At 39.0% G+C, this 12,446-nt stretch carries 10 protein-coding genes; 3 read left to right on the top strand and 7 right to left on the bottom strand.

From position 1 onward, the window contains the following. Position 1 precedes the first annotated feature (1 nt). From trkA to ACFIMA_RS06935, 3 genes are read right to left on the bottom strand one after another with little or no spacing between them, the layout of a single operon-like run. Positions 2-1,378: a Trk system potassium transporter TrkA gene (trkA, locus tag ACFIMA_RS06945; RefSeq protein WP_375611279.1), complete on the bottom strand. Its 1,377-nt coding sequence runs from the start codon at positions 1,376-1,378 to the stop codon at positions 2-4. 4 nt (positions 1,379-1,382) lie between these two features. Further along, the gene (locus tag ACFIMA_RS06940) at positions 1,383-2,741 is read right to left on the bottom strand and encodes a sigma-54-dependent transcriptional regulator (protein WP_375611278.1); all 1,359 of its coding nucleotides are present in this window, start codon (positions 2,739-2,741) and stop codon (positions 1,383-1,385) included. 1 nt (position 2,742) lies between these two features. Next, a complete protein-coding gene (locus ACFIMA_RS06935; RefSeq protein WP_375631782.1) occupies positions 2,743-5,010 on the bottom strand; it encodes an ATP-binding protein in 2,268 nt (755 codons plus the stop codon). A 172-nt stretch (positions 5,011-5,182) separates the two neighbouring features. Between ACFIMA_RS06935 and rirA the strand changes: the two genes are divergently transcribed. The 3 genes from rirA to ACFIMA_RS06920 are packed head-to-tail and all read left to right on the top strand — an operon-like array spanning position 5,183 to position 7,326. Next, positions 5,183-5,626: an iron-responsive transcriptional regulator RirA gene (gene rirA / locus ACFIMA_RS06930; RefSeq protein ID WP_375611276.1), complete on the top strand. Its 444-nt coding sequence runs from the start codon at positions 5,183-5,185 to the stop codon at positions 5,624-5,626. A gap of 24 nt (positions 5,627-5,650) precedes the next feature. After that, entirely contained in the window at positions 5,651-6,841 is a 1,191-nt protein-coding gene (locus tag ACFIMA_RS06925; protein ID WP_375693262.1) for a bifunctional 2-C-methyl-D-erythritol 4-phosphate cytidylyltransferase/2-C-methyl-D-erythritol 2,4-cyclodiphosphate synthase, read from the top strand. Next, entirely contained in the window at positions 6,838-7,326 is a 489-nt protein-coding gene (locus tag ACFIMA_RS06920) for a CinA family protein (protein WP_375693259.1), read from the top strand. Before ACFIMA_RS06925 ends, ACFIMA_RS06920 begins: the two co-directional genes overlap by 4 nt. A gap of 599 nt (positions 7,327-7,925) precedes the next feature. Here ACFIMA_RS06920 and ACFIMA_RS06915 read toward each other — a convergent pair. The 4 genes from ACFIMA_RS06915 to ACFIMA_RS06900 form a co-directional block, all read right to left on the bottom strand. Then, on the bottom strand, positions 7,926-8,387 hold the full coding sequence (locus tag ACFIMA_RS06915; protein ID WP_273791149.1) for a type II toxin-antitoxin system RatA family toxin: 462 nt from the start codon (positions 8,385-8,387) through the stop codon (positions 7,926-7,928). 2 nt (positions 8,388-8,389) lie between these two features. Further along, the gene (gene lipA, locus ACFIMA_RS06910; protein ID WP_375611273.1) at positions 8,390-9,352 is read right to left on the bottom strand and encodes a lipoyl synthase; all 963 of its coding nucleotides are present in this window, start codon (positions 9,350-9,352) and stop codon (positions 8,390-8,392) included. 67 nt (positions 9,353-9,419) lie between these two features. Continuing rightward, the gene (lpdA, locus tag ACFIMA_RS06905; protein WP_375631778.1) at positions 9,420-10,880 is read right to left on the bottom strand and encodes a dihydrolipoyl dehydrogenase; all 1,461 of its coding nucleotides are present in this window, start codon (positions 10,878-10,880) and stop codon (positions 9,420-9,422) included. A 220-nt stretch (positions 10,881-11,100) separates the two neighbouring features. Further along, complete coding sequence (locus ACFIMA_RS06900) at positions 11,101-12,444, bottom strand: pyruvate dehydrogenase complex dihydrolipoamide acetyltransferase (RefSeq protein ID WP_375652268.1); 1,344 nt, start codon at positions 12,442-12,444, stop codon at positions 11,101-11,103. Between the last annotated feature and the right edge of the window lie 2 nt (positions 12,445-12,446).

The raw sequence follows: 12,446 nt of genomic DNA, 5'->3' as shown, positions 1-12,446 counted from the left end.
ATCAAAAATATTCTAAACTTACGCGAAAGAGTTGTTCAACATCACGAACCCTATCAGCAAGAGCAAAAATCACTATTCTATCACCAGACAAAATACGCGTATCTGCCGAAAGCTGTATTATTGTCTTATTGCGATAAATTGCACCAATTCTCAAACCATCTGATAAATTGAGCTCTGATAATGACTTACCAACCAATGAAGATGTTTGCATCACTTCAGCTTCAATAATTTCTGCTCGGCCATTAAAAACTGAATGAACAGAACGAATACGCCCACGGCGCATTTGTTGCAAAATTCTCGATATTGTAACACTATGGGGATTAAGATATGCATCCACACCAACAGCACGACTAAATTCTTGATAGGCAACATTATTAATCAATACCATATTGGCTTTGCAGCCCAATCTTTTAGCAATAATAGCGCTTAAGAGATTAACCTGATCTTGATTGGTCAATGTAATCATTAAATCGGACTGATCAATTCCCGCATCTTGAAGAATCACTGGATCTAACACGTTACCGTATAAAACTGTTGTTTTTTCAAGCTGATCAGCAATTGTGAGGGCTCTTTCTCTATGCGCTTCTATAATCTTCAATTTTAATTTATGAAAACGCTTTTCAATAGCCTGTGCAACATAAAGGCCAATGTGACCACCCCCTGCAATAATCATGCGGTGGGCATCTTGTTCTTTATGACCAAAAAGCCCAACAGCACGACGCATCTGTTCACGAGAAACAACAAGATAGGTTATATCACCAACGCGTAATTGCGTTTCTGAATGTGCAACCAATAATTCCGCGCCACGTTTAATAGCAGTAACCGTCGTATGAAGATCTGGAAAAAGCTCTGTTAATTGACGTAAAGGTGTATTAATAACTGGACAATCTTCCATGCATTCCAAAGCTAGTGCCACAATATCATCATTACAAAAATAAAGAACATCTATTGCACCAGGTAAAGCAATACGGCGCAAAACCATTTCCCCAACTTCAACTTCTGGCGAAATAACCACATCAATGGGAATATTCTCTCTGGAAAAAAGCGTCTTATAACGTGGTTCTAAATAAGATTGTGAGCGAATACGAGCAATTTTTGTGGGCACATTAAATAATGAATGTGCTACTTGGCAAGCTACCATATTAACTTCATCAAACAAAGTGACAGCAATCAACATATCAGCTTTGTCTGCATCTGCAGCCAAAAGAACTTCAGGCCGTGAACCGTGACCAACAAAACCTCTCACATCCAATGTATCGCGAATCTTTTCAATTAATCTCGTTTCAATATCAATAACAGTAACATCGTGATTTTCAGCAGCAAGACGCTCTGCTATCCCATAACCAACCTGTCCTGCTCCACAAATAATAATACGCATCGCTTTAAGAAACTCCAAGCGCTTTAAGTTTACGGTGCAAAGCTGAACGCTCCATGCCTATAAATTCAGCAGTACGTGATATATTTCCACCCAAACGCCCAATCTGCGCCACTAAATATCTCTTTTCAAATAATTCTCGAGCTTCACGTAACGGCAAATCCATTATACTTTCATCTGAATCCATTTGAAGACGTGGCAAAGAATCACTTACTTCACTGGGAAGAAAGTCCGCTGTTATAGGACCATCACCATCCCGCACAAGAATAAGAAGACGCTCAATATTATTACGTAATTGCCGCACATTACCCGGCCAAGCGTGCGTTTGCAAAATAGCAATCACATCATCACTGATTGCACGCGGTTTAATCCCAACCTGCTGTGATATTGTTTTTACAAAATGATGTACAAGTTCTGGAATATCTTCACGACGCGCTGAAAGGGGCGGAACAACAATAGGAACAACGGAAAGACGGTGAAAAAGATCCTCCCTAAAGCGCCCATCAGAAATGAGGTTTTCAAGATTTTGCGCTGTCGAAGAAATGATACGGACATCCACCTTAACACGTTTTGTGCCGCCAATTCTCTCAAATGTTTGCCCCGTTAAAACCCGAAGAATCTTCCCTTGAGTCTCACGCGGCATGTCAGCAATTTCATCAAGATATAAGATACCGCCATGAGCTTCCTCTAAGGCACCAATTTTACGCTCTCTTCCCTCCATTTCGCTGCCAAACAGCTCTATTTCCATTCTTTCCGGAGTAATCGTTGCAGCATTTATTGTAACAAATGGCCCATTCGAACGCGTTGAGAGCGCATGAATAGCTCGTGCAACAGTCTCTTTTCCTGCCCCTGAAGGACCTGTTATCATGATGCGACTATTGGTTGGTGCTACTTTTTCTATGATTTGACGCAAATTTTTTATAACTGTCGATTTTCCGAGCAACTCTAATGTCTCGTTCGAACGCTTTCGCAATTCTAAAAGCTCACGTTTTAAATTTGAATTTTCAAGTGTTCTCTCTGCAACCAATACAAGTCTATCAGCTTTAAAAGGTTTTTCAATGAAATCATATGCCCCTCGCTTTATAGCGGAAACAGCCGTCTCAATATTACCATGACCAGAGATCATAACGACCGGAAGAGCCGGATATTGTGTTTTAATTTCATCAAGCAGTGCTAAACCATCGAGACGACTACCCTGTAGCCAAATATCCAAAAAAATGAGCTTTGGAATACGCTCACTAATTTGAGCCAATGCTTCATCAGAGTTACAAGCAACACGCGTTTCATAACCTTCATCATCTAAAATACCAGCAACAAGCTCACGAATATCTGCTTCATCATCAACAATCAAGATATCTGATACCATACTATTCCCCTATCTTATGATTTATGGCTTGTATAATATTACCCTGCTTACCCCCATCCGCTGGAAATATCAAACGGATCATCGCACCACGACCTTCATAAAAACTCTCCGGTGCATCATGAAGCTCCATGAAACCACCGTGATCTTCAATAACTTTGCGCACAATAGCTAACCCCAGCCCTGTTCCTTTTTCCCGCGTTGTTATATAGGGTTCTAATAACTTTTGTCTTTGCTCTTTAGGAAGTCCTTTCCCGTTATCAACAACATCCACAACCACCCATTCTTCCTGACGATAAGAACGGATAAGAATATGACCGTGAATATTTTCCTCTCGCATAACTGAATCTATGGATTCGCTCGCGTTTTTGATAACATTGCAAAAAGCCTGTACAATGAGACGGTTATCAAATGCACCCATAAGTGGTAGAGTTCCTAAATCTTGCTCAAAATGAATATCATGTCGCGTCACTTCTATCAAGAAACATGCTTCGCGCAACAATTCTCGTATATCTAAAATATGCATTTTGGGTTTGGGCATACGTGCAAAAGAGGAAAACTCATCAACCATACGCCCAATATCTCCAACCTGCCGAATAATTGTGTCAATACACCGCTCAAAGACCTCTCTATCTTGTGTAATAGCTTTGTTATAACGTTTACGAATGCGTTCAGCGGATAACTGAATAGGTGTAAGAGGATTTTTAATTTCGTGTGCAATACGCCGCGCAATATCCGCCCACGCCGCTGTACGTTGCGCTGCAACAAGGTCTGTAATATCATCAATTGTTAGAACCCAAGATTGCCCTTGTCCATCATCCTCCTCCATCGTAACTTGGACATTACAGACACGCTCTTTTCCTGCAACGTTTAAAGTGACCTGCTCACGATGGTTTTTACGATCCAATGAACGCACAAACTGAAAAACCTGCCAAATTTCAGCGCTTAAAGATAAAAGACTTTTTCCAACAACGTGCTCTGAGCGAATATCAAACATCGCTTCAATAGACCGATTGATAATGGTGATATCACCATTATCATCTATACCTGCTACTCCCGCTGTTACACCCGATAACACAGCTTCAGAAAAACGCCGTCTTTCATCAATTTGATCACGCACTGCAATCAATTCATTACGCCGACTTTTCAATTCACTGACCATGTAATTAAAAGTTTTGGATAATTGCCCAATATCTCCATCTTTTGCTCGTACTGGCACGAAAATTTCCATATTTCCAGAAGCAACATCATCGGCAGCACTAATGAGAAGACGAATAGGACGTACTAAGCGATCAGCAACAGCAATAGCAGCCCAAATGGCTGATAAGAATAAACTAAAAAAAAGACACAAATAAAGCATACCAAATGCAATCTGTGTCAGCAGGCGATTCTCATTTAAATCACGATAACGATCTGTATTAACTTCTGTCAAACGCAAAGCAGATAAAACACCTTTATCAACGTCACGCACCAAATATAAAAATGTGTTTGGAATATTGGTAAATTTTAAAATAATACCAAAATAATCATGAACGCCTGGTTGAAAAGAAAAAGGTCTCGCACTGGTTGCACGTTCAATAAGATGAGAAGGAGGAATTGGCAGTTTATCTTCATCACCAAGAGCACTCGATACAAAAATAGCTCCACTAGAACTTAACAAAAATGCACCACGCAAATTGCGTCCTAGAGCATGACGCGTCAATTGCATCCTATATTCAGCTGGATTACGTTCTAAGAGTTTTTTGTTATCAAGTGCAAATGCCATCGCATAGGATAAATTTTTTAAATTTTGGAGCATTTCATCTGCATAAGCATTTGCTAAATCAATAGAAGAGCCCACAATTTGCCGCGTTGTTGTATCAAACCATCGATCAAGTCCCAAATTTAGTGCTGGACCCGATACAAGAGCTACAGCAACAGCTGGCATTGTCGCAACAAGTGCAAACAATGAAATAAGGCGCACATGAAGACGCGATCCTGCACGCCTTGAACGCCAAGCACGAATGATCGGTATCATCTCATAAAAAACGATGACAATAAGCCCTAAAACCCAAAAACTATTAATTCCTATAAGAATAAGGGTTACTGTTCTACTGGGAACAACAGGAGTTAATCCAATAAGAATAATAAATGAAACAGAGGCCGTAAGTAAAGCCAATACAATAATTGTAATCCCTAAAAAAATATATACCTTACTTAAACGATACAACTCATCGTTATAAGTATTTTTATCTATGTCTTGAAGATTCGTCACAGATGTTATATTCGTCATGAGCTTACATACCCTTATCCCATTATTCTCATATAACCTTTTGTAGCAAAAATTGACAATACTAATACTACATTTAAAATAGGCAAATATAGTCAACGAGAAAAAACTTCTACATTTTGCAAAATATCTTTAAAATAGACTGTGTTCGACGATACTTTACGAAGGAAATGAGATGCGATTAACAAAACAAACAAATTATGCTCTTCGAATGCTTATGTATTGTGCAGATAATCAGGGAACTCTCAGTCGTGTTCCAGAAATTGCTAAAGCATATGCCGTTTCAGAGCTTTTTTTATTTAAAATCCTTCAGCTGCTTGTTCAAGCAGGTTTTATACAAACAGTGCGTGGACGCAATGGTGGAGTTAGATTGGCTAAACCCGCAGCAGAAATTTCAGTCGCGGATGTTGTGAAAGTAACAGAAGACAACTTTTCCCTCGCAGAATGTTTCGATACTGCAGAACCAACTTGCCCCTTGTTTGATTTTTGTGGTTTAAATACCGCACTTCAAAAAGCATTAAATGCTTTTTTTGAGGTGTTATCCGTGATATCCCTTGCTGATCTACAACAACCATCCTTTCAAAATCATTTTAAAATTAATGACAAAAAAGCAAACTAAGATTATAATACAAGGAGATTAAGTATTTCTATTGCAGCAATAATATTAGCCGCTGGACGGGGTGAAAGAGCAGGATCTCCCCATAAAATTCCAAAACAATATCGGCTTCTAGGACAAAAGCCAATTATTTATCATACCGTGCATTGTTTTTTGCAGCATCCAGCTATCACAACAATTATTCTTGTTATTCATCCAGAAGATCGTCAAATCTGTGAACAAGCTATTGACGATTTTAAAGAGCGCCTTACTATCGTTGAAGGAGGCAATACACGTCAAATCTCTACCTTATATGGACTTCAGGCACTCAAAAAATTTGCCCCCCAATATGTGCATATTCATGATGGTGCACGCCCTTTTATCGAAAACAAGCTTCTTAATAACATTCACAACACTATCACGCCTCAAGAAGGTGTTCTTCCTGTTCTGCCCATCTCTGATACCCTTAAACGTATAAATAATCAGCATGTTTTAGAAACAATTCCCCGTACCCATCTTTATAGTGCACAAACTCCACAGTGTTTTCCCTTTGAACATATCTTAGCGGCCCATAAACAAGCAAAACAAGCTTGCAAACAAGAATTCACTGACGATTCTGCAATTGCCGAATGGTTTGGAATTCCTATGCGTACCGTTCCTGGGGATCCTAACAACATAAAAATTACATGGCATGAAGATTTTAATGCTGCACATTTATATCTCCAAAAGAAAATGCAAATATTTCCTGATATTCGCACCGGCAATGGTTATGATGTTCACTCTTTTGAGGATGGTGATTTTCTTATATTATGTGGTATAAAAATCCCTTTTCATAAAAAATTAAATGGACACTCCGATGCGGATGTTGCTCTTCATGCATTAACAGATGCCCTTCTTGCAACTCAAGGTGCTGGAGATATCGGTACACATTTTCCTCCCTCTGATCCTCAATGGAAAAATGTATCATCAGAAATTTTTCTCCGTCATGCTCTTGATATTATAAAACAAGCAGGTGGTCGTATCGCCAATGTTGATATCACAATTATCGCTGAAAATCCTAAAATTAGTCCATATCGTCATGCCATGACAGAAAATCTTATAACAATACTTGCAATAACACCTGATCGAATCTCTATCAAAGCAACAACAAATGAAAGGCTTGGATTTATTGGTCGTGGTGAGGGAATTGCTGCTCTTGCAACAGTGAGCGTCCTTTATTCAGGAGAAATTCCCCAATGACATATCTTTGTGAAAAACACGCACATGAAGTCCTTAATACCTTTCGCCAAAAAGGTTTGCTGTTAACAACTGTAGAGTCTTGTACAGGGGGACTCATTGCTGCATGCCTCACAAATATAGCAGGATCGTCAGATGTTCTCGATTGTGGATTTGTTGTTTATTCAAATGAATCCAAAACACGCCTTGTTGGCGTTTGTGCTAAACTTATAAGAACCCATGGTGCCGTTTCAAAAGAAGTTGCTCTTGCAATGGCTGAGGGTGGATTAAAACATTCACAAGCTGACATTGCAGTTTCTGTAACAGGAATTGCTGGTCCAGGAGGTGCAAGTCTTGATAAACCTGTAGGACTTGTGCATTGCGCAGTTGCTTACAAAAACCACTCCCCCCTGCACAAAGAAATGCACTTTGCTCATCTTAATCGCAATGCTATCCGCCACGCAACTGTTGAAAATGCTTTTAAAATGATTCTGGAATTGCTTCACTGAATTCCCCATACTAATTTCAAAATTCTTTATTCCCCATCGTGTCTATAATCGTCAACATCTTGAAAAAATTTTATTGTATCACAACTTGAAAATGAAAGATCTGAATAGCGTAAAGTTATCTCACTTCAGTCCTGTGTAGGTTGAATTAATCAAATTTATTCACTTGCACGCCACAAGAGAAAAAACTGTATAAATAAAATGATTAAAGAAAGAGACACTTGTACTTCTCTTAAGTGCTAAGAGCTGGCGCGCAACATCTTGAGAGATAGCAAATAAATGATGCAGGAGGACTTCTTCATAAGTGTACAGATGTAGATTTTATATACTTTTACGAGAATCTATACTATTTATTATGAGCACTATTATGAAATGGGTATGACGCAAGCAGGTTCTATTTGGGCGTTTTGTTTAACGAGTGTGCATCCATTAAAAAAGAGAGAAACAAAAGCATGAATCTGTGCATCATCTTCATCATTTAAAATGATATTCCTTCAATATGCTTTTGAAAGCTGAATTAAAAACAAATAGTAAAGATGAAAACCAGTTTTCACCTTCACGCTGTTTAAGCAATAGGTATTGTTAAAAAATAACAGAATAGACTATGTTACCGTAGAGCCATAAATCTGATGCGCACGCTTCTCAAAAGCCTCGGTAAATTTACGAAACGCAATATCAAACATTGAGCCCATCACTAATCCAAGCGTTTTACTTTTAAATTCATAATCAATAAAAAACTCTACATTACATGCATTGGTATTCTCAATATCATGAAAGGCCCAACGATTTTCAAGATATTTGAATGGACCATCAATATATTTAACTTCTATAAGACTTTTTTCCGGCTGAAGAAATACTTGAGTCGTAAAAGTTTCACGAATAATCTTATAGCCAACGGTCATATCTGCAAGAAGCAATATTTTTTTTCCATATTCTTTTCGAGAACGTATTATTAAAGACTCACACATTGGTAAAAATTCAGGATAACGCTCAATATCTGAAACCAGATCAAACATTTCACTGGCACTATGGGTGATCTGCCGATGTATTGTAAAAATCGGCATAATTATCTCTGTAAGGAAAATTTTTCATCACGCGCTTTTTGCAAAATGGCAAAATCATCTCCAGCATGATGAGATGAACGCGTTAGAGGATTGGAGGCCATATGTAAAAATCCTTTTACTTTACCAATCTTGGCAAAAGACTCAAATTCTTCAGGAGGCACAAAACGAACAACTGGATGATGTTTTCGTGTAGGCTGCAAATATTGTCCAATTGTCATAAAGTCAACATCAGCAGCGCGCAAATCATCCATCAATTGCAAAACTTCATTTCGCTCCTCCCCAAGGCCAACCATAATTCCCGATTTTGTAAAAATTGTTGGATCAAGTTCTTTAACACGTTGTAATAAACGAATTGAATGAAAATAACGTGCCCCTGGACGGACCTTCAAATATTTAGAAGGAACTGTTTCTAAGTTATGATTAAAAACATCAGGCTTAGCAGCAACAACAACTTCTAAAGCGCCATCCTTATGACGAAAATCAGGTGTAAGAACTTCAATTGTTGTCTTAGGAGTTTTTTGACGAATCGCATAAATAACTTTTGCAAAATGCTCAGCACCACCATCAGCAAGATCATCACGATCAACAGATGTAATGACAACATGTTTTAATTCCATCCTTGCAACAGCATCAGCGACACGTTCTGGCTCATTATCATCAACGGCAAGTGGAATACCTGTTGCAACGTTACAAAAAGCACAAGCACGCGTACATATTTCACCTAAAATCATAAAGCTAGCATGCCTCTGGCTCCAACATTCGCCAATATTAGGACAACCAGCTTCTTCACATACAGTCACTAACTTATGCGTACGTACAATACCATGTGTTTCCTTATAAATTGGTGATGTTGGCGCTTTTACACGAATCCAATCTGGCTTTTTTTGAACGCTTGTATCAGGACGATGTGCCTTTTCAGGATGACGCAATCGTCTATTTGCAACTCTATCAACAACCGTAACCATTTAAGCCTTTGCCTTATAAATACGAAGTAACAATCAAAAATATAAAATTTTTCATACAATCCAGTCATCAAGCGTTTAAAACTTGACCATAAGCATCTAATACACTTTCTTTCATCATTTCCGATAAGGTCGGATGTGGAAAGATAGTATGCATTAATTCTTCTTCTGTTGTTTCAAGATTCATAGCAATAACAAAACCCTGTATCAATTCTGTTACCTCAGCCCCTACCATATGGGCCCCGAGAAGCTGTCCTGTTTTTTTATCAAAAATCGTTTTTACTAACCCCTGATCTTCACCCAAAGCAATCGCCTTACCATTCGCAGCAAAAGAATAACGCCCAATACGTATATCATAACCTGCTTCTTTTGCTGCCGCTTCTGAAAGCCCTACAGAGGCAACCTGTGGTGTACAATATGTACACCCTGGAATTTTTCTTTTATCAAGCGGATGAGCACTCTTCAAACCTGCAAGATGCTCAATACATATCACACCTTCTTCTTCTGCTTTATGGGCCAACATAGGAGGACCTGCTACATCACCAATAGCATAAATGCCTTCCACCCCCGTCCAACTCCATTCATCAGTTACAATGCACCCGCGATCGGTTTTTATTCCCAAAGCTTCTAAACCAAGATTCTCAATATTACCTTGCACCCCAACAGCGGAAATCAACCGGTTAACAGTCATTGACTCTATTTTACCTTGAACATCAATATGTACACTTACAGAATCGGAAGATTTTTCAACCTTTGTTACTTTTGCTTGACGAAGAATGCGTAAACCTTTTTTCTCTAACTGTTTACGAGCAAACGTTGAAATTTCAATATCTTCAGCAGGCATGATATGGGGCATCATTTCAACAACAGTTACTGTCGCCCCCATATCATGATAAAAAGAAGCGAATTCAATGCCAATAGCCCCAGACCCTATAACCAAAAGCGATTTTGGCATTGCTGGCGGTATCATAGCTTCAAAATAAGTCCAAATGAATTTTCCATCTGGCTCAATACCAGGAAGGACACGAGGACGTGCGCCCGTTGCAATAATGATATGCTTTGCTTGATAAGTTCCCTCCCCTAACGTCCCTTTAGGGACTGGATTTTGCGGTTGCATAATCGGTTTGGAGGATGAAGAAACCATAATTTCCGCAGGAAGGCTTCCCTTTGCTTCTTTAGTAAGCTTTGCTTCACCCCAGATAATATCAATTTTGTTTTTTTTCATTAAAAAACCAACACCAGCATTTAAACGTGCTGAAACACCCCGTGAACGTGCCACAACATCTTTGATGTTTGCCTCAATTGAACCATTAATTTTTAATCCATAATTTGTCGCATGTTCAGCAAAATGTTTCATTTCCGCTGAACGTAGAAGGGCCTTTGTTGGAATACATCCCCAATTTAAACAGATCCCTCCCAAATGTTCACGTTCAACAATCGCAGTCTTAAAGCCACATTGTGCTGCACGAATTGCGGTTACATATCCGCCTGGACCTGATCCAATCACAATTACATCATAAAGATTTACCACAGTAATTCCTCCATGGATATATATAAAATGGATATGCATTTTTTGAACTTAAGTCTGTAAAAAAACATGAGAGAATTATCTTATGTCTTTGCTTTAAGCTTCACGCAAATGCTTTATCCAAACCAGAAATAGCAATAACATTGCTCTTTAAACTCTTTAAATTTGTTTCTATTCTCTTAACACGCTTTCTCACAATTTACGTGAAGAACTGTTAAACAGTTCAAACCAACATTGCTAATGGATTTTCAATCATCTTCTTAAAAGTCCGCGCGAGCTCTGCTGCTAAAGCACCATCGACAGCACGATGATCCGCAGAAAGCGTAACTGACATAACTGTCGCAACAACTAATGCACCATTTTTAACAACGGCGCGTTGCTCCCCTGCACCAATCGCAAAAATCGTCGCATGCGGTGGATTAAGAATAGCCGAAAAACTTTTTATACCATACATCCCCATATTTGATACAGCTGTTGTTCCACCCTGATATTCTTCCATTTTTAACTTGCCCTCGCGCGCACGCTTTGCAAAATCCTTCATCTCTTTGGAAATAAGTGATAACGGCTTTTCCTCTGCATGGCGAATAATCGGTGTAATTAATCCATTGGGAATAGAAACAGCAACCCCAACATCACAATGTTTATGATGAAGCATCCCGCCTTCAAGCCAAGAAACATTCGCATCGGGAACCGCTTTCAAAGAAAGTGCGACAGCTTTGATCACCATATCATTAACAGAAAGCTTATAAGTAGGCTGAGTTTCTTCCTGCCCCTTAACCATTGGAGCAGCAGCATTCAGTTGTGTACGCAGTGCTAATAGCGCATCAAGTTCACAATCTACCGTTACATAGAAATGTGGGACTCTCTGTTTTGATTCCACCAAACGTGTCGCGATTGTTTTACGCATATTATTATGGGGAGCGAAGCTATATTCATCCTCTTTGAAGAGTTTCAATATCTGTTTGTCCGAAGCACCTGTAGCTATTAGCTCCCCTATCGATGATGAATAAGACACTTTAGACATATCGCTGCTCACAGCTTTTTCTACATCGCGCTTAATAATACGCCCATGCGGACCACTTCCAGAAATAAAGGATAAATCAAGACCTGCCTGAGATGCTAATCGCCGCGCTAAGGGAGAGGCAAAAAGACGAGCTTCTTTTTTATCTTGCTGTATTAATTGCCCAGTTGATGATTCATGAGACATTTTTATTCCCTTTGAGTCCGTCTGTTTCAGAGAATCTGTCTGTTTGATGCCCTCTGATTCTTGTCTTGTAGAAGAAGAGATTTCTTCTGTAACTTTTGCAGCTTCAGCTAAATCTTCACCTTCTTCTGCTAAAACAACAATTAAAGCATTTACTTTAACGCCTTGTGTTCCAGCAGGAACAACAATTTTAGCAACCCTACCTTCATCAACGGCTTCGACTTCCATTGTCGCTTTATCCGTCTCAATTTCAGCAATAACATCACCAGAGGAAACCTTATCTCCCTCCTTAATATTCCATTTTGTTAAATTTCCCTCTTCCATCGTAGGGGAAAGCGCTGGCATTGTAATTTTAATGGGCATTA

The sequence above is a fragment of the Bartonella sp. AP88HLJMH genome (genome assembly GCF_042195605.1).
Taxonomy (GTDB): domain Bacteria; phylum Pseudomonadota; class Alphaproteobacteria; order Rhizobiales; family Rhizobiaceae; genus Bartonella.
The sequence above is the reverse complement of the archived record's forward strand: the minus strand, read 5'-3'. Positions and strand labels throughout refer to the sequence as shown.

Excerpts from the sequence above, each read along its gene's own strand:
- trkA (WP_375611279.1), bottom strand. The coding sequence starts at position 1,378 with ATGCGTATTATTATTTGTGGAGCAGGACAGGTTGGTTATGGGATAGCA.
- ACFIMA_RS06940 (WP_375611278.1), bottom strand. The coding sequence starts at position 2,741 with ATGGTATCAGATATCTTGATTGTTGATGATGAAGCAGATATTCGTGAG.
- ACFIMA_RS06935 (WP_375631782.1), bottom strand. The coding sequence starts at position 5,010 with ATGACGAATATAACATCTGTGACGAATCTTCAAGACATAGATAAAAAT.
- rirA (WP_375611276.1), top strand. The coding sequence starts at position 5,183 with ATGCGATTAACAAAACAAACAAATTATGCTCTTCGAATGCTTATGTAT.
- ACFIMA_RS06920 (WP_375693259.1), top strand. The coding sequence starts at position 6,838 with ATGACATATCTTTGTGAAAAACACGCACATGAAGTCCTTAATACCTTT.
- ACFIMA_RS06915 (WP_273791149.1), bottom strand. The coding sequence starts at position 8,387 with ATGCCGATTTTTACAATACATCGGCAGATCACCCATAGTGCCAGTGAA.
- lipA (WP_375611273.1), bottom strand. The coding sequence starts at position 9,352 with ATGGTTACGGTTGTTGATAGAGTTGCAAATAGACGATTGCGTCATCCT.
- ACFIMA_RS06900 (WP_375652268.1), bottom strand. The coding sequence starts at position 12,444 with ATGCCCATTAAAATTACAATGCCAGCGCTTTCCCCTACGATGGAAGAG.